Below are 17866 nucleotides of genomic sequence, written 5' to 3' on the forward strand. Positions count from 1 at the left end.
CGCTATCATCGCGCCATGTCCCCCATCCGCCCCTCGTTTGTCGCCGTTGCAGCCTGGGCTGCGCGTGTGTGCGCTGCCGTGCTCGTTCTCTCGACCCAACCCGCCGGTGCCGCACCGGTTGAAGCCACGCCGTCCGAGCGTGCATGGCTGGCTACGCATCCGGTGATCCGGGTCGGTGTCGCGCGCCAGGACTGGGCGCCGATCGAACAGTTCAGCGCAGAGGGGCGCTACATCGGTATGTCGGCCGACATGCTCGAGCTGATTGCGCGGCGTATCGGCGCGACTTACGAAATTCGTGTCGAACGCGACGCCGCGGCGCTGTTTGCCAAAGTGCGTGCCGGCGAGATTGACGTGGTGCCGTCGATCGGTCGCACCGGCGAGCGCGAGCGCTTCATGGACTTCACGCAGTCCTACCTCGACACGCCGGTCGTCATGATCGCCCGGCGCGATACCAGTGGCCTGTCGCCGGACGCAACGCTGGAAGGGCGCACCGTGGCGGTCGAGGAGGGCTATGCCGCGGCCGAGCTGGTGCCACAGCGCTACCCGCGCGCAAAGTTACTCAGGGTGCCGACGACGGCGGATGCGCTGCGCGCGGTATCCGAAGCGCGTGCCGACGCTTATTTCGGCGCGCTCGCACCGGCCGAGTATCAGGTCGAACGCGGCTTGCTTTCCAACCTCTCGGTACGCGGCCCGGTACCGATCGATTCCGGCCTGCGCTTTGGTGTCGGCCGCCAGGCCGCCGCGCTCGCGCCGCTGCTCGATCGCGCGATTGCCTCGATCAGTGCCGACGAACGCGCGGCGGTCGTGCGTCGTTGGGCGCCGGTGCCGCTCCAGTTGGCCCCGGTCGCAACCCCCTTGCAGCTCGACGCAGCCCAGCGCGCGTGGCTGGCCGCTCATCCGCGCCTGCGCATCGGCTATATCGCCGACTACGCGCCGCTGACCGAGCGCGGGCCGGATGGCCGCATGCAGGGTCTGTTCGCCGACAAGTTCGACCTTCTTGCGCGGCGCCTCGGCGTTGGCATCGAGACCCCGCGCGCCTACACCCTGGCTGACCTGCAGCGTGCACTCGCCACACGCGAGATCGATCTCGCCTTGGGCCTTTCGCGCAGCGCCGAACGCGAAGAGTTCGCGCGCTTCGCCGGCCCGCTGCTCACGACCGCCACCGTGGCGGTCACGCGCAGCGAAGGCGACTTCTTCCACGAGCCGGGGCAGTACCTCGGGAAGGTCGTGGCGATGAAGCGCGGTCATTTCCTGGTGCCGCGGCTTGCGCGCAACTACCCGGGCGTCCATGTCATCGAGTTCGATACCCTGGAGCAGGCGCTCGATGCGGTGGCGCGCGGCGAAGCCGAGGCAAGCTTCAACGACCTGACCGCCGTGGCGCCGCGCCTCGCCAAGGATTACGCCGGCGTGCTGAAAGTGGCCGGCAGCTGGGTCGAGGCGCCGAGCGAGGTGCACATCGCAGTGCGCAGCGATTGGCCCGAGCTGGTCGCGCTACTCGGGCTTGCGCTCGATTCACTGACGCCGGCCGAAGTGCACCAGCTCAATGAACGCTGGCTGGTGCCGAAGTACCGATTCGTGTTGCCGTGGCAGAAGGTGCTGTCGATCGGCCTGCCGGTGCTGGCGGTGCTGGCGCTGGTGATCGGCATCATCGTCGTCTGGAACCGTCGCCTGCAGCGCGAGGTGACTCGCCGGCTGGCAAGCGAGGCGGCGCTGGCTGAGGCGCGCGATGCGGCGCTGGATTCGGCCGACCGCAAGGCCGCCTTCCTGGCCGCCTTGTCACACGAAATGCGCACGCCGATGAACGGTGTGACCGGCATGGTCGACGCGCTGGCGCATGGCCGACTCGACGAAAACCAGCACTATCAGCTGGGCGTCGTGGCGCGCTCGGCGCGGGTTGCGCTGTCGATCCTGAACGATGCGCTCGACTTCGCCCGTATCGAAGCAGGCCGGCTCTCGCTCGATCCGCAGCCGACCGATGTGCGCGCGCTGGCCGAGGATGTCGCTTCGCTGTTTGCGCCGATGGCCGCCGAGCGCGGGCTTGCCTTGCAGCTTTCGGTCGCGCCGCAGGTGCCGCCGCTGGTGCTCGACGGCCTGCGCGTGCGGCAGGTGATGGCAAACCTGGTATCCAACGCGATCCGCTACACCGAACGTGGCGCCGTTCGCCTCAAGCTCGCCGCTGCTCCGCTCACGACGCGTCGCTGGCGCCTGATCGTCGAGGTGGAGGACAGCGGCCCCGGCATTCCCGACAGCGAGCGTCACCGTCTGTTCCAACCCTTCGAGCCGCTCGGCGGACCTGGCTCGCCCGGCACCGGGCTCGGGCTCGCAATCTGCCGTGCGCTGACCGATGCGATGCACGGCCGGCTCGACTACACCGCCGGCGGGCAGGGTGGCAGCCTCTTCAGCTTCACCGTCGAGGCGGATTCGGCCTTGCTGGCATCGGCCGATGAACGCAGCTTCGTCGGCGTTTGCGTTCGCATGGCGGTTGCTGACCCGTTCTGGCGGCAGGAAAGCGAAGCCTGGCTGCGCAACTGGGGGGCACATGTGGTGAGCCCCGAGGCGCGCGACTTCACACAGATCACGCTGTCCGACGGCGCCCCCGCGCTCGAGGGCCAACCCAGCGTGAGGCTTACGCGCGACGTCGGCGGCACGATTCGCAGCCTGCGCGGTGCCGTCATCGAATTGGCAGCCGAGCCGCTGCTGCCCTCGCGGCTGCAGCAGGCACTCAGCCGTGCGCTGGACCCCGCACCGTTGCGCGCAGCTGAGCCAGCCGCCGCGCCGCCCGCGAATCGCGTGGTGCTGGTGGTCGACGACGAGCCGTTGAACCTGCGCGTTGCGAAGGAGCTGCTGTCTTTGCTTGGCTTCGATGCGCAGCTGGTCGGCGAATCGCAGGCGGGATTCGAGGCCTTCTGCACCGGCACCTACTGCGCGGTGCTGCTGGATTACCGCATGCCGGGTGAGGACGGCATCAGCCTCGCGGCCCGCATGCGCCAGCGCGAGCGCCTGAGGGGGCTGGCGCGCACGCCGATCGCAGCGGTCACCGCCGATGGCAGCGAGACCACCGCCAGCGCATGTGCCGCTGCCGGCATGGACAGCGTGGTACTCAAGCCGCTGACGCTGGAGACGCTGCATGCGGCGCTGACCCAGCTGGGCTGCGCGCCGGCGATGCCGCCGCAAGGTCTGATGGCCGAGGAGGTGCACGACGAGGAGGCGGAGCCCCTCGCCCATCTGGCGGCACTGCTGGGTTCAACCGAGCGGGCGCATGGCATCGCGCAGGGCTTCGTGACGGCCTCGGCCGAAGATTTGGTGGCGCTGCGCGAAAAGCTCGACATCGAAGATCTCGAAGCCGTCCGCTTCCTTGCTCACCGGATCAAGGGCGGCGCCCGCAATGCCGGTTTCGAGCGCGTCGGGACTGCTGCGGCGGAACTCGAGGGGGCTGCCAAGGCGGGCGATGCGGCCGCCACGCGCCGGCTTACGGTGCCGCTGGGCCGGGCGCTCGAACGCCTCCGCCTGCGCCTCGCCGAGATCGCACCGAGCGCCTGACCGCTAGGGCTTGTTCTCGGCCGCGTTGGCGGGCGGGCGCAGCCGGATCGGGCTGGCGAGTTCGGGGTGGTAGCCGACCACGCCTTGATAGGCCTCGGTGATACGCGCCATGTCGGCCGCGTCGTCGCCGCTGAGTGTCATGTAGCTGCGGATGCCGATCGTTCGCGTTGCGAAGTCGATGTAGGCAAGGCCCAGCTGCATGTCGGCCGCGCGGGCGATGCGCAGGAAGCCGGACTTCCAGTGATCCAGGCGGCGCCGCGTGCCTTCCGGCGCCATCGCGAGGATCAGGGTGTCGCGACGGCGGATGTCGGCCGCCAGTGTTTCGATGAAGCCCCCGGTCGCGGCACGATTGACCGGAATCCCGCCCCAGCTGCGCAACAGGCGGTTGAATGGGCCGACGAAGATGGTGTGTTTGCCGATCCAGCGCACTGGCCAGCCGCAGGCCCAACGTGCCAGCAGACCGAGCGGGAAGTCCCAGTTCGAGGTGTGCGGATACACGATCAGCAGGACTTTGGCTGCTGTCGGTGGCGGCAGGTCGATGCGCCAGCCGACCAGGCGCAACAAGGTGTGGGCCCAGCGGCGTGGGCGGGGAGCGAGGCTGGGCGCGTGATCGGGCTGCGACAAGGCGTGGGTTCCTGAACTAGGGTGCGCGACTATCCCAGCTTGCGCGCGCAGCGTCCATCGTGCACTGCAACCCGCAAGGCCTGCGCGCTCACCTCGGGCTGGCGGCTTCGATGGGGGCCACTCGCGGCAGGTCGACGGTGAGGCGGGTGCCCTCGCCGAGGGTGGATTCGAGGCTGAGCGCCCCACCCAGCGGGGCTTCGATCAGATTGCGCACGATATAGAGCCCGAGCCCGGTGCCGCCGTGGCCAACGCGCGTGCTGAAGAAGGGCTCGAAGGCGCGCTGCATGATCTCCGGCGCCATGCCGTTGCCGTCGTCCGAAAACACGATCTGCACCCGGTCGGCATCCACGGCCTCTGCGCTCAGCCGCATGTGACCGTCGCTTCGATCGTCAAAGGCATGCAACAGCGCGTTGTTGATGAAGTTGGTGATGACCTGTTCGAGCGGGCCCGGGTAGCTGTCCAGCTCGACGTCGTCCGGCAGATCGAGTTCGAGCTTTTGCGGCACATGGGCCAAACGTGGGCGCAAGGCTGCGACCACGCCCTCGATGGTGTTCTTCAGGTCAAAGCGGCGACGGCGCTCGCTGGTCTGGTCGGCCGCCACTTGCTTGAAGTTGGCCATCAGCTCGGAGGCGCGTCGCGCGTTGTGTTCGATCAGCCCGGCGACTTCGCCCGCATCCTTGGTGAAACCGGCGAGGGTGGATTTTCGCAGGCTGCCGTCTTCGAGCGAGCGGGCGAAGTTGCTGATCCGCTGGCGCAGGCTGCTGGCCAGGGTCAGCGTGTTGCCCAGCGGGGAGTTCAATTCGTGCGCCACGCCGGCGACCAGGCCGCCCAGCGCGGCGAGCTTTTCCGCCTGCACCAGTTGCTGCATCGCGAGCCCGAGCTCGGCATGCTTGGCACGCAGTTCCTCGCTGCGGTGCGCGACGCGCATTTCGAGTTCCCGGTTCATGCTCTCCACGCGGGCCTGCAGCGCCCGCTGGGTGCTGACATCGACCACCGAGGACAGGAACATCCGGTGGCCGTCCAGTTCGAGCTGCACACCCGAGAGTTCGCAGACGCGGGGTTCGCCGTCACGTGGCTGGCCGTGCACCTCCATCTGTGTGACGCGCCCTTCGCGCGCCACGGTTTCGAGCATTACGTCGCGCTCTGCCGGGTCGAACCAGAGCCCAAGCGCGAGCGTGGACTGGCCGATCGCCTCGTCGGCCTCGATGCCGAACAGCGCGCGCCACGCCGAATTGACCTTGACCAGCACGCGTCGATCGAGATCGGACAGGCTCAGCGCCACCGGGCTGTGCTCGAACAGGGTTTCGAACAGCACGCGGGCCGAATTCGCCGACGCGCGGGCGAGTTCGAGGTCGCTGACATCGGTGGCGGTCACCCGCAGCACGGGTTCGCGTTCGGCAGTGACTTCAAGATGCCCGCGCACCAGCAGATGGCGGCCGCTCATGCTGTCCACCGCGCAGCGCGCCTCGACCGCCACCCCACTGGTGCGCAGCGCGCGCCACTGTGCGATCAGCTCATGCCGGCAACGGCGATTGATGCGGCCGAGCAGGCGACGGATCGGCTGGTCCACCTCGCCCGGCGGCAGGCCGAGCAGTGTGATCATCTGGCTTGAGCAATGGGCCAGGCGCTCGCCCGGCGCCCAACGCATGGAGCCGAGGGCCGCGATGCGCTGCGCTTCGTCGAGATCGGCATGTTCGCGATGGGCCTTGTCCTCGGCATTGCGGCGCGCGGTGATGTCCTGCACCACGCGGATCGTGCCGGAGAAGGCTTCGTTGCTGTCGTACAGCGCCACGCTGAGCACATGCAACCACAGCGTTTGGCCGCGAATTGTCTCGCAGCGGATCTCCTCGCTGCGCGGCGCCACGGTGGCCGGGTCGGCATGGCCGAGCAAATGCTCACCCAACACGGCGGCGGCCATGGCGCCCTGGGCGTTGCGCGCATCGCTGCGGCCAACGATGTCCTCGCGCCGTACGCCGAACAGCCGCTGCGCGGCAGCGTTCCAGAGTTGTACCCGCCCTGCGGCGTCGAGCACGACCAGCGCAACCGGCAGCGCATCGAGGATCGTCGCGAGGCGTTGCTCGCTCTCCTGCAGCGCCAGTTCGGCCTGCTTGCGCCGGGTTTCGTCACGCGCGTAGCCGAAATAGCCGGTGAAGTTGCCGTGTTCGTCGTACTCCGGCCGGCCGCTGCTGACGTACCAGCGGAAGTCGCCATCCGGCTTGCGGACGCCGTATTCGAAGTCGTAGTAGGGCTGGTGGGCCTCCACCGTGGCGCGGTGCGTCGCCATTTCCTGCGGGTCGCAGACCAGACCCGGGATTTCCCAGCGGCGGTGGCCGAGCAGATGCTCAACCGGCACCTTGTGGCGCGAGATCGTGCCGCCGAAGAAGCGTACGAAGCGTAGTTCTGCGTCCTGCTCCCACTGCCAGTCGGCGGTGAAGGCGGAAATGTCGCGCAGGCGGTTCAGCTCGCGGGCGCTGAGCTGCTCTTCGCCAGCCGCCGCACGCAGGCGGCGGTGCGCCTGAAACAGGGCCAGCGTTACGGCACACAGCACCAGCGCGAGGCTTGCCACCAGCAGCCAGACTTGCATGCGGGCTCCGACGTCGGGGGGAGGGAAAACACATTCTACTGCCCGGTCTACGGCGGGCATGACAACCGACTTGAGGAACCCGACCAACGGCGCACGGCTTGCTGATTGTGGGGCCGTCGGCCCAGAATCCGCCGCGAGGCGGCGCCCACCCGGCGCTACCACCTTTGACGCGAGCCGCCATGAGCCCCAGCGCGAACCCGAATCTGCACCCCCTAACCGACCTGCCGGCGGAATGTCCCGATCTGGCGCAACTGCGCCGGGTGGCCGACAGCATCGCCGACGCCGTGCTGCGCACCGTGCAATGGCAGAACGACATCCTCAGCGAAGAGCTTGGCGCGCCGGTGTGGCTGAAGATGGAGAACCTGCAGCGCACGGGGTCGTTCAAGATCCGCGGTGCGACGCACAAGATGCGCCGCCTGATCGCCGCACGCCCTGATCTGCGCGGCGTGGTGGCGGTGTCTGCCGGCAATCATGCGCAGGGCGTCGCGCGCGCTGCGGCCAATGCCGGTGTCGCGGCGACGGTGGTGATGCCGGTCAACGCCCCGATCACCAAGATCCAGTCGTGTCGGCGCATGGGCGCGACGATCCTGCTGCACGGCGAGAATCTCGAGCAGGCGCGCGAGCTCGCTGATCGCGTGGCGGCCGAGCAGGATCTCGCCTTCATGCATCCCTACGACGACTGGGACGTGATCGCCGGCCAGGCCTCCTGCGGGCTGGAGATGCTCGAAGACTGCCCGGACATGACGGTGGCGGTGGTGCCGCTGGGCGGCGGCGGCCTGCTCTCGGGTATTGCGCTGGCGCTCAAGCTGCAGCGGCCCGATATTCGAATCATCGGTGTGCAGACCGAGACGGTCGCCCCCTACCGCCACTTCCTGAAAGACGGCCTGTTCGAAACCTGCGCACCGGGCGCCCACACGATCGCCGACGGCATCAAGGTGAAGGCGCCGGGGCGTTGTACCTCGGCGGTGATTGCAGGTTTCGTCGATGAGATCGTGACGGTGGACGACAACGCGATTGCCGAGGCGATTGTCGCAACACTGGAGCGAACCCGCACGATCGCAGAGGGCGCGGGTGCGGTGGGGCTCGCGGCGCTGATGCGCGGCAAGGTCAAGCTGCAGCCGAACGACCGCGCGGTGGTGGTGATCTCGGGCGGCAATGTCGACATGACGCTGGTCGGCCGTTCGATCGACTACGGGCTGGCCTCAAGCGGCCGCCTGATGAGCGTGGCGGTAACGATCCCGGACAGCCCTGGCCGGCTTTTGAGCCTGCTCAAGACGGTCGCCGCGCTCGGGATCAACGTGCGACATGTGGAGCACCGGCGCGGTGAGCTGCATGTGCCGGTGGGCAAAACGGAGGTCATTCTGCAGATGGAAACACGCGACTTCGCACACCAGGCCGAACTGATCGAAACCTTTGTCGCTGAAGGCTTGCATGTACGGAACCTGATGGCGGATTGACACGCCGCGGGGCTACCATCGTCCGTCTGCACTGGGGGTGATGGCATGACAAGAACGAACGAACCGAACTGTCTGCGTCTCGAAATGCGCTCGGTGGCCGCCCTGCTGGCGCCGGACGACTCGCCGTTCGCCGGCCCCGCGTTGCATGCGGATGTCGCGGAGCGTTTGCTTGACGAAGCGGATTCGAAGCGCGGCAACGTGCCGCTGCGAATCGAGTTCGTTGTCGACGAAGACCGGCCCGGCGATGTTCAACGGGTGGTCAAGGCGCTGCGCCGCCATTTCGAGGACGAAGCGCTCGCCGCGACGCGCGACCTGTCGCGCGTGATGCGCAGCGGCCGTATCGCGACCGTGATTGGCCTGCTCGTCGTCGCAATCCTGCTCGGCTTCGCGAACACGATCGACCCCGACTCGACATCGCGCTTCGCGCGCGCGGTGCGCGAAAGCCTGACGATCTTTGCCTGGGTGGCGATGTGGCGGCCGGCCGAGTTGCTGCTCTACGACCACATGCCGATACGGCGCCGCCGCTCGCTCTCACTGCGGCTGGCGGCCGCCCCGGTCAGCCTGATCGCACGGGACGGCACAACCGTTGCCTGATCGCCCTCAGTCCTCGGCGGGCGCTTCGTCCCGCACGCGGCGATTGGAGCCCGCGACCACGTCGTAGGCAAACAGTCGGCATTCGATGTCGCCATTCATCAGCGGCGTGCGGCGGCTTGCCTTGAGGCCGATCTTCTTCGGCAGGGCCGGGTCGCCGCTGAAGAAGAAGCACTGCCAGCCGGCAAACGCGTGCTTCAGGTGGTCACCGAGCTTCGGATACCAGGCGGCGAGTTCGCTTTCCTCGCCCTCCGCCGCGGGCGCCGGTTCATCGCGCCGGCCGGCTGCCGCGCGCGGCGCGGTCAGCCGAACGCCGTAAGGCGGATTACACAGCAGCACGCCGCGCGACTCCGGGGCTTCGAGCTTCAGGATGTCGCTGGTGCGGAACTGCGCCAGATCATCCAGCCCGGCTTCGCGCAGGTTGTAGCGCGCTGCGTCCACCGCACGCATGTCGATGTCCGCGCCGTACAGGCGTACGTCGTCCGCGGGGCGGCGACGCTGCAGCGCCATCGTGCGTTGCCGTTTCCAAGCCACCGGGTCGAAGCTGTGCAGGCGTTCGAAACCAAAATCGCGTTCTGCGCCCGGCGGGATGTCCAGCGCGATCAGCCCGGCCTCGATCAGGAAGGTGCCGCTGCCGCACATCGGATCCAGCAAGGCTTCGTCGGGCTGCCAGCCGCTCAGTTTCAGGATGCCGGCGGCGAGGTTCTCCTTCAGCGGCGCTTCGTGCTTGGCGCGCTTGAAGCCGCGCCGCGACAGCGGTTCGCCCGAGGTGTCGAGGTACAACGTGCAGGTTTCGGCGGTGAGGAAGGCATATACCCGGATGTCCGGGGCCTCGGTGTTGATCGATGGGCGGCGGCCACGCACATCGCGGAAGCGATCGCAGATCGCGTCCTTCACGCGCAGCGTCGTGAAATTCAGGCTACGCAGCGGCGAGCGGATCGCGGTGACATAGATGCGCAGCGTGCGGTCCACCGAGAAGCACTTCTCCCACGCCTGTTCGCGTGCGAGCGTGTAAATGTCGTCTTCGCTGCGGTAGCCGCGTTCGGCCACGCGCCACAGCACGCGGGTGGCGATGCGGCTCTCCAGATTAACCCGCCAGCACAGGGCCCAGTCACCGGCAAAAGCGACGCCGCCATGCACCGGCTTCACGTACTGTGCGCCGAGCGCCGTCAGTTCGTCGGCGAGCAAGGGCTCGAGCCCGCGCGGGCAGGGGGAGAAGAAGTTCTCGCTCATCGGCGCGATCTCAGAAGGGTTTGACGATCACGAGGATCACGACGAAGAGCAGCGCGACCGCCGGCACTTCGTTGAAGACGCGGAACCACACATGGCTCTTGGTGTTGCGGCCAGCGGCAAAGTCGCGCAGCAAACGGCCGCAGTAGCCGTCGTAGCCGGTTAGCAGCAGCACGATGAACAGCTTGGCATGCAACCAGCCCTGCGAGAGCCAGACCTTGGCTGCTTCCAGCCCGCCGTAGAAGATCATCGAGAGACCGAAGATCCAGGTGCCGATCATCAGCGGGAGCATGAAACGCTTGAGCTTCTTCGCCATCATCAGCAGGCGATCACGTTCGGCATGGCTGTCGGCCGGCACCATCGCCAGGTTCACATAGATGCGCGGCAGGTAGAACAGGCCGGCGAACCAGCTGACGACGAAGAAGGCATGGATCGCCTTGAGCCACATGTACATCATTGCTTGTTTCCCTTGTGTTGATCGAACCAGGCACGCGCGTGTGCGAGCCCGGCATCGACGGTCGGATAGCGAAGCTGCACGCGGAGTTCCCGGTGCAGGCGGGTGTTGTCGAGGCGGCGGGATTCGGACATGAAGGACAGCATCATCGGGCTCAGCACGCGCTCGATCTCGCTGCGCGTGGCGCGTGGCGGACGCGGCAGGCCGAAGGTGTCGGCCATGCGGTCGTACCACTCGCCCATACGCAGGTCGGAATCATCGCTCGCATTCCACGCGCGGCAATTGCCGCCACGCGTGAGCGCGGCGATTGCCAGCCGCGCGAGGTCGTCGGCATGAATGTGATTGGTGAACACGTCTTCGCTGGCATGCAGTACCGGGTCACCGCGTTCCAGCCGGGCGAGCGACAGTCGTTCGGCCGCGTAGATGCCGGGGGCACGCAGGATCGCGAGCCGGCAGCCGCTGCGCCGCGCAAATGCGCGCAGCGTGCGTTCCGCGGCAACGCGGCGTTTGGCACGTGCGGTGCCTGCGCGCAAGGGGCGCGTTTCCGGCACCGAGGCGCCCGCACAATCGCCATACACGCCGGTTGTGCTGATATAGACGAGGCGTGTCGGAAGCCCGCGACGCGCCAGTGTGGCGACGAGGCGGCGGCTGCGCGGATCGCCATCGCCGCGATCAGGCGGCGGCGCAAAGTGCAGCACGGCCGGCGCAATGCCGGCCAGGCGGCGCAGGCTGCGCGCATCGTCGAGATCGGCGTGCAGCGGCAGCGCCCCCAGGGCGCGCAGCGGCGCGGCCGCTTCAGCACGGCGAACCAGTGCGAATACGCGCGCGCGCTTTGCCAGCAGCGGAATCGCACGCGCAGCGACGTCGCCGCTGCCTACGATCAGCACACGGCGGCGAGTAAGTCTGCCGGCCGGGCGTCGGCCGGTCGTTGCGCGGGCGGGGCGGCGTTTCGGGTTGCGTTGGGCTACCATCCCCGGATTATCGCATTGCCTTCAAGCTCAACACTTCCATGTCTTACCAGGTCAAGCTTCAACCCGCCGGTCTCGAATTTCCTGCCAACCCCGATACCTCGGTCCTGCAGTCCGCATTGGACGCCGGGCTGATGCTGCCCTACGGCTGCCGCGACGGCGCCTGCGGATCGTGCAAAGGCCGGGTTCTGGAGGGGTCGGTGGATCACGGCAAATCGCCGGAGACGACCTTGCCGGTGGCCGAGCGCGAAACGGGCTTCGCCCTGTTCTGCTGCGCCAAGCCCACCTCCGACCTGGTGCTGGAGGTGCGCGATGTGCGCCGCATCACCGACATCCCGATCAAGAAGCTGCCTTGCCGGGTGCAGAGCATCGTGCGCGCCGCTGACGACGTGATCGTGCTGACGCTGAAGCTGCCGGCCAACGATACCTTCCGCTTCCTCGCCGGTCAGTACATCGACTTCCTGCTTGCCGGCGGCAAGCGTCGCAGCTTCTCGATCGCGAATGCGCCGGAGCGCGAGGGCGAGATGGAGCTGCATATCCGCCTCGTCGAAGGCGGCAGCTTCACCACTCATGTGTTCAACACCATGAAGGAGCGCGACATCCTGCGCTTCGAGGGGCCGCTCGGGAGCTTCTACCTGCGTGAGAGCAGCAAGCCGATCGTGATGGTCGCCGGCGGCACCGGCTTCGCGCCCATGAAGGGCCTGATCGAACACATGATCGCGACCGGCAATCACCGCCCGGTCACGCTGTACTGGGGCGCGCGCGACCGCGCCGGGCTTTACCTGTTCGACCTTGCCCGCGAGTGGGAAGCGAGCCTGCCCGGGTTCAAGTTTGTGCCTGTCATATCCGATATGCCTCCGGAGGGCTGGCAAGGCCGCACCGGTCTGGTCCACCAAGCCGCGCTGGCAGATTTTCCGGACATGAGCGGCGTGCAGGTCTACGCTTGCGGGGCGCCGCCGATGATCGACGCCGCGCGGGCGGACTTTACGACCCGCTGCGGTCTGCCGGCCGACGCGTTTTTTGCCGATGCCTTCAGCTTTTCGTCCGACAGCAGTTCAACCTGATACCGTGCCGATATGAGCCAAGCCGTTCTGATCACCCGCGAACCGGTCGTCAACAAGCAGCGCGCGATCACCGCAAACCGCCTGGTCGTGCATGCGCCCAGTGTGCCGGTGGCCGTGGCGGCGCTGAATGCCTTGTCCGCCAGCTGGCCAAGCAACCATACGGTTTTTGTCAGCCTCGGCCGACTGGTGCCGACCGCCGAGCTGATGGACTGGCAGATGCCGCCCAACACGATGGTCGAGATCCCGGCACCGGCCTTGGCGTACGAGCAGACGAAGGCGCTGATTCCGCAACTGCAGGAAGCGGGCATCAACGTGTGCCTCTCGTGGTATCAGCCGGGCATGGCGCTGCCCGACGGGGCCGAATTCCGCTTCGTGCTGGCCGATGCAAACAAAACGCCCAAGCCCGTGGGCTTCCCCGGCATCGCGATCGCGACGGGTTTGCCCGATCTGCCGGCCTTCGCCACTGCGGTGCAGAACGGCTATGACGGCGCTTCTGGCTGGTTCTTCCTGAAAGGCGTCAAGGCGGCGAAGGAGCTCGCCCCCTCGCATGCGCAGATCGTCCGCCTGCTGAACCTCGTGCGCAACGAGGCCGAGGTCAAGGAAATCGAGGCGGCGCTGAAGCTTGACGTGGCCTTGTCCTACAAGCTGCTTCGCTACATCAATTCGCCGGCCTTCGGCCTGATGGTCGAGGTGCAGTCCTTCCGCCATGCGGTCACGATTCTTGGCATGGACAAGCTGAACAAGTGGCTGTCGCTGCTGCTGGTGTCCGCGAGCAAGGATCCGCTCGCGCCGGCCCTGATGCAGGCCGCGATTGCGCGTGGCCGCTTCATGGAACTGATCGGCGCGGCCTTCGTCGAGAAACGCGAGGTCGATAACCTCTTCATCACCGGCGCCTTCTCGCTGATCCATGTGCTGCTCGGCACCACGCCCGAAGCGGTGTTGAGCGAAATGACGCTGCCTGAGCCCATCAACGACGCGTTGCTGCGCGGAGAAGGGATCTATCGCCCCTTCCTCGATCTCGCAATCGCGTGTGAGCGACTCGACCCGGCGTTGCTCGGCGAACAGATCAGCAAGCTGCAGCTCCGCGCGGAGGATGTCAGCAAGGCGCTGGTAGCCGCGGTGGCGTTCGCCGATAGCCTTCAGTTCGGGTGATTGCGATGGAACGTCTATGCCCCGTCCATGCCACGCCGCTCGAATCGCGCGGCAAGCTGTGGCACTGCGAAGCCTGCGCTGCGGATTACCGAGTGCGCGGCGAATGTGCCGACTGCGGCAGCGAGCTGGAAAAGATCGCTGCCTGTGGCGCCAGCAACTGGTGGTGCAACCGCTGCAACGAGCTTAAATCTAAGACCAAGGTAAAGACCGATCTGGTGCGCGCCTGACGCGCCCGTAACAAAAAAGGCCGACTTCAAGTCGGCCTTTTTGCTTTGCGGCGAGACGCTTATTTCTGGCTCAGCACCCACTGCACCAGTTGCTTCGCTTCGGCGTCATTCACCTGCGGGTTCGGCGGCATCGGCACATTGCCCCACACGCCCGAACCACCCTTCTTGACCTTGTCGATCAGCTTCGCTTCGGCGCCCTTGTCGCCTTTGTACTTTGCGGCAACATCCTTGTATGCGGGGCCAACGACCTTTTTGTCGACAGCGTGGCAGGCCAGGCAGTTCTTGGCTTTCGCCAGGTCGGCGCCCGCGTCGGCAAAGGCCGCGCCGGAAGCCAGCAGGCCAGCGACGGCAACGGCGGTCAGGATTTGCTTCATGTCTCTTGTCCTCTCTCGGATGGTTAGAGCAGCCGGGCCAGTCTAGCGCATCGATTGCGTGAATGACTACCGCCACGGGTGCCAGGGCGGCGATCATTGAACGGCAAGCCGCTAATGGCCATAACGCGGATCAAGTTTGCCACGTTGACTGCGATCAAACCCACTTGACGGATCGGTGTCGCGCCGATTATGGTTTGAGCCATGCAACTGCAATCGGCCCTCGCTCTCCTGCTGAGCCTGACCTCCCTGACCCTGTTCCTGGGTCTGGGCCGACTGCTGCGCCCCGCGCGCATCTAAATCCCAACCCCTCCTGTTGAGTTGTACCCGTCCGCCTTGCGGGATTCGTGCGTCTTCGCGCGTCCGCCGGCGGTATCCCCGATCCCGAGGAGACTCCCATGCTGACCCTGATTCACCTGTTCTCTGCGCTACGACTGCTGACCGACTGCCGGGCCGTGTACAGCGGCAGCCTGGCAGTCCGGGAGTCCCTGATCGGGGCCCGCGCCGCGACTCGAAATGTCCGTATCGAAAGCGCATCCAGGAGAAAACGATGTTGAAGCAGCCCGCCACCAAGTACCGAGCATTTGAACCTGTCCGCCTTGCCGACCGCCGCTGGCCGGACAAGGTGATCACCGAGGCGCCGATCTGGCTCTCGACCGACTTGCGCGACGGCAACCAGGCCCTCTTCGAGCCGATGTCCGGCGCCGCCAAGCTCAAGCTTTTCAAGACCCTCGTCGCAGTTGGCTTCAAGGAAATCGAAGTCGCGTTCCCTTCCGCCTCGCAGACCGATTTCGACTTCGTCCGCACGCTCATCGAAGGCGACCACATCCCGGACGACGTGACGATCGGCGTGCTGACCCAAGCGCGCGAGCACCTCATCCGCCGTACCTTCGAGTCGCTCGCCGGCGCGCGCCGCGCGATCGTGCACTTCTACAATGCCACCGCGCCGAACTTCCGCCGCATCGTGTTCAACACCGATCGCGAAGGCACCAAGGCGATTGCCGTAGAAAGCGCACAGCTCGTCCAGCAGCTGGCCGTCGAACGGCCGGAGACGGATTGGACTTTCCAGTACAGCCCGGAAGTGTTCTCCGGCACCGAGCTTGAATTCGCCAAGGAGATCGTCGATGCGGTGACCGCGGTGTGGGCGCCGACGCCGGCGAAGCGCGTGATCATCAACCTGCCCGCGACGGTGGAGGGCGCCACGCCGAATGTGTACGCCGACCAGATCGAGTGGATGCATCGCAAGCTCGCACGCCGCGACGGCATCATCCTCAGCGTGCATCCACACAACGACCGCGGCTGCGCAGTGGCGGCGGCCGAACTCGCGGTGATGGCGGGCGCCGACCGCATCGAAGGCTGCCTCTTCGGCAACGGCGAGCGCACCGGCAACGTCGACCTCGTGACGCTTGCGCTCAACCTCTACACCCAGGGCGTCGACCCGAAGCTCGACTTCTCTGACATCAACGCCGTCGCGCGCGTGGCGGAAGAGGTGACGCAGCTGCCGATCCACCCGCGCCACCCGTATGTGGGCGACCTCGTGTTCACCGCCTTCTCCGGATCGCACCAGGATGCGATCAAGAAGGGCCTCGCGGTGCAGGACCCGAACGCGATCTGGGAAGTGCCGTATCTTCCGGTCGATCCGAAGGACCTCGGCCGCAGCTACGAATCGGTGATCCGTGTGAACAGTCAGTCGGGCAAGGGCGGCATCGCCTACCTGCTCGAAGAGCATTACGGCGTGGCGATGCCGCGCCGCATGCAGGTGGAGTTCGCAGCCGAGGTACAGCGCCATCTCGATGATGTCGGCCGCGAAGTGACGGCGTCCGAGCTCTGGCGCATCTTCCGCGAGACCTACCTCGCGGCGGAGTCGCCGGCCTATGTCGAGCACCACTTGTTTGAATCCGGTGAGCAGCAGGGCATCCGCCTTGTTACCCGCGACGGCGGTGTTGAGACGCGCCGCGAGGGCACTGGCAACGGCCCGCTCGACGCTGCGGTGCACGCGCTGGGCTTGCCGGTGAAAGTGGTGTCGTTCGAGGAGCGCTCGCTGACGGCGGGCTCCGATGCCCGCGCGATTGCCTTCGTCGAGATCGCGATGGAAGGCGTGCCCGGCAGCGCGTTTGGCGCCGGCTTGCACGGCAACGTCACGACCGCCGCGATCCTTGCCCTGGTCAGCGCGGTGGCCCGCGCACAGCAACGCATTTCAAGTTTCGACCAACCTGCACCTGCCTCGGCGTGATCCGCCGCATGCAGGGCCCACGGCGTTGCCCGCGCTACCCGCGCGGCACCGACCGGCTCGCCAATCCGGCGATTGTTGAGTAAAATACTCAACAATTAAATGAGCCAGCGCCGCGATCGCACAACGATTGGCGGCGCTTCAAATTTATGCGTCACCCGCGCCTGGTGTTGTTCTCCGTCTGTTGCGTCGCCCTGATGTCCACCGTGGGCGTCGCGCTGCCGTACCCGATTCTCTCGCCGCTGTTCATCGACGGCCCGGTCAACGGCTTCACCCACTGGGCCGGGCTCAATCCGAAGCTGCTGCTGGGTATCGCGATTGCCCTGAACCCCTTCGGCATCTTGCTCGGTAGCCTGGTGCTGGGCCCGATGTCCGATCGCTACGGCCGCCGTCGCATCATGCTTGCCACGCTAACCCTTGCGATCCTTGGCTACGCGTTGAGTGCATTTGCGCTTGTGACTGAGAACTTCCCGCTCTTCGCTCTTGCACGCTTTGCGACCGGCCTCTGCGAAGGCAATGCCGCGATTGCCCGCGCGATCGCCGCGGACCTGCATCCGCAGATCGACAAGACGCGCTCGTTCTCGATGGTGAATGCCTCGCTCTACATCGGCTGGCTGGTCGGCCCGTTGCTGGGTGGCTTCCTGATGCCGCTGGGTGGCTGGGTGCCGTTCGTGGTGGCCGCGGCGATGATGCTGCCGGCCTTGGTACTGCTCGCCTGGCTGGTGCCCAACACCGGCGCGAAAGCGGACCCCGGCGGCCGTGGCTGGGTTGCCTTCGCGCGTGAGCAACACGCCTTCCGGCTGCTGGAGGATCCGGCGGTTCGGCGTGTATTCTGGCTCCAACTTGCGTTCACCTTCGGTCTGAATGGCTTCTACGAGTTCTACCCCTTGTGGCTGGTCGAGTTCGCTCGGCTGGGGCCGACCGGTATCTCTTGGGTCACCGCCGGCATGTGCCTGCTGATGACCTTGATGAGCGCGCTGGTGTGGCCGCGCATCGGGCAGCGATTCAGGCCGCTCGCCGCTGCGCGCAGCACCGCGTGGGTGGTGGCTGCCTGCTTTGTGGTGCTGGCAACCGGCTGGTCGACGCTTGGCATCGTGGTGATCGTGCTGATCGGCGTGCCATTGTCGATCTACAGTACGTCGATGCCGGTGCACTGGTCGCAAAGCTTCGACCAGCACGGCCAGGGCGCGGTGATGGGATTGCTCTCGACCACCTTCTGCCTCGCCAACGTTGCGGTTGCCTTGGTCGGCGCAGCGCTGATCCTGCTCGATACGCGCCTGGTGCTGGCCCTCAGCGCAGTCGCTTGCGGCACCGCGGCCTGGCGCCTTGGCGGCCTGCTGCGGCGCGGCCCGCCGGCTGTGGCGGCGGCCTGAG

At 66.8% G+C, this 17866-nt stretch carries 15 protein-coding genes; 9 read left to right on the forward strand and 6 right to left on the reverse strand.

Features of this window, described 5'->3' with window-relative positions; all coding sequences use genetic code 11:
• Positions 1–15: 15 nt before the first annotated feature.
• Positions 16–3540, forward strand: coding sequence for a transporter substrate-binding domain-containing protein (locus JY500_RS02245; protein ID WP_206254926.1), 3525 nt, complete (start codon positions 16–18; stop codon positions 3538–3540).
• A 3-nt stretch (positions 3541–3543) separates the two neighbouring features.
• Here JY500_RS02245 and JY500_RS02250 read toward each other — a convergent pair whose 3' ends face one another.
• Entirely contained in the window at positions 3544–4164 is a 621-nt protein-coding gene (locus JY500_RS02250) for a 1-acyl-sn-glycerol-3-phosphate acyltransferase (RefSeq protein WP_206254927.1), read from the reverse strand.
• Positions 4165–4252: 88 nt separating this feature from the next.
• Positions 4253–6748, reverse strand: a complete 2496-nt coding sequence (locus JY500_RS02255; RefSeq protein ID WP_206254928.1) for a PAS domain-containing sensor histidine kinase — start codon at positions 6746–6748, stop codon at positions 4253–4255.
• 179 nt (positions 6749–6927) lie between these two features.
• Here JY500_RS02255 and ilvA point away from each other — a divergent pair, with 179 nt between their 5' ends.
• The gene (gene ilvA, locus JY500_RS02260) at positions 6928–8205 is read left to right on the forward strand and encodes a threonine ammonia-lyase (RefSeq protein WP_206254929.1); all 1278 of its coding nucleotides are present in this window, start codon (positions 6928–6930) and stop codon (positions 8203–8205) included.
• A gap of 45 nt (positions 8206–8250) precedes the next feature.
• Complete coding sequence (locus tag JY500_RS02265; protein WP_206254930.1) at positions 8251–8799, forward strand: hypothetical protein; 549 nt, start codon at positions 8251–8253, stop codon at positions 8797–8799.
• A 6-nt stretch (positions 8800–8805) separates the two neighbouring features.
• Here the strand turns inward: JY500_RS02265 and JY500_RS02270 are convergent, their stop codons facing one another.
• From JY500_RS02270 to JY500_RS02280, 3 genes are read right to left on the reverse strand one after another with little or no spacing between them, the layout of a single operon-like run.
• Entirely contained in the window at positions 8806–10029 is a 1224-nt protein-coding gene (locus JY500_RS02270; protein WP_206254931.1) for a THUMP domain-containing class I SAM-dependent RNA methyltransferase, read from the reverse strand.
• A gap of 10 nt (positions 10030–10039) precedes the next feature.
• Positions 10040–10483, reverse strand: a complete 444-nt coding sequence (locus JY500_RS02275; protein ID WP_206254932.1) for a CopD family protein — start codon at positions 10481–10483, stop codon at positions 10040–10042.
• A complete protein-coding gene (locus JY500_RS02280) occupies positions 10480–11451 on the reverse strand; it encodes an NAD(P)H-binding protein (RefSeq protein WP_206254933.1) in 972 nt (323 codons plus the stop codon). The genes JY500_RS02275 and JY500_RS02280 overlap by 4 nt, the downstream gene beginning before the upstream one ends.
• Before the next feature lie 38 nt (positions 11452–11489).
• On the opposite strand from JY500_RS02280, the gene JY500_RS02285 reads away from it, so the two are divergent.
• Genes JY500_RS02285 through JY500_RS02295 form a run of 3 tightly spaced genes read left to right on the forward strand, consistent with a single transcriptional unit; the run spans position 11490 to position 13891 of the window.
• Positions 11490–12512, forward strand: a complete 1023-nt coding sequence (locus tag JY500_RS02285) for a CDP-6-deoxy-delta-3,4-glucoseen reductase (protein WP_172201287.1) — start codon at positions 11490–11492, stop codon at positions 12510–12512.
• Positions 12513–12524: 12 nt separating this feature from the next.
• Entirely contained in the window at positions 12525–13664 is a 1140-nt protein-coding gene (locus JY500_RS02290) for an EAL and HDOD domain-containing protein (RefSeq protein ID WP_172201285.1), read from the forward strand.
• Positions 13665–13669: 5 nt separating this feature from the next.
• Complete coding sequence (locus JY500_RS02295; RefSeq protein ID WP_172201283.1) at positions 13670–13891, forward strand: zinc ribbon domain-containing protein; 222 nt, start codon at positions 13670–13672, stop codon at positions 13889–13891.
• 59 nt (positions 13892–13950) lie between these two features.
• On the opposite strand, the gene JY500_RS02300 is transcribed toward JY500_RS02295, so the two are convergent.
• Positions 13951–14265: a c-type cytochrome gene (locus JY500_RS02300; RefSeq protein ID WP_172201281.1), complete on the reverse strand. Its 315-nt coding sequence runs from the start codon at positions 14263–14265 to the stop codon at positions 13951–13953.
• 395 nt (positions 14266–14660) lie between these two features.
• Between JY500_RS02300 and JY500_RS02305 the strand changes: the two genes are divergently transcribed.
• The 3 genes from JY500_RS02305 to JY500_RS02315 all read left to right on the forward strand — a co-directional run bounded on the left by JY500_RS02305 (position 14661) and on the right by JY500_RS02315 (position 17865).
• Positions 14661–14819: a hypothetical protein gene (locus tag JY500_RS02305; protein WP_206254934.1), complete on the forward strand. Its 159-nt coding sequence runs from the start codon at positions 14661–14663 to the stop codon at positions 14817–14819.
• A complete protein-coding gene (leuA, locus tag JY500_RS02310; RefSeq protein WP_206254935.1) occupies positions 14813–16495 on the forward strand; it encodes a 2-isopropylmalate synthase in 1683 nt (560 codons plus the stop codon). The genes JY500_RS02305 and leuA overlap by 7 nt, the downstream gene beginning before the upstream one ends.
• Positions 16496–16641: 146 nt before the next feature.
• Positions 16642–17865 (forward strand): MFS transporter, encoded by a 1224-nt coding sequence (locus JY500_RS02315; protein WP_206254936.1) that lies wholly within the window; start codon positions 16642–16644, stop codon positions 17863–17865.
• The last annotated feature ends 1 nt before the right edge of the window (position 17866 follow it).

The organism is Niveibacterium microcysteis (assembly GCF_017161445.1).
In the GTDB taxonomy this organism is placed as follows: Bacteria; Pseudomonadota; Gammaproteobacteria; order Burkholderiales; family Rhodocyclaceae; genus Niveibacterium; species Niveibacterium microcysteis.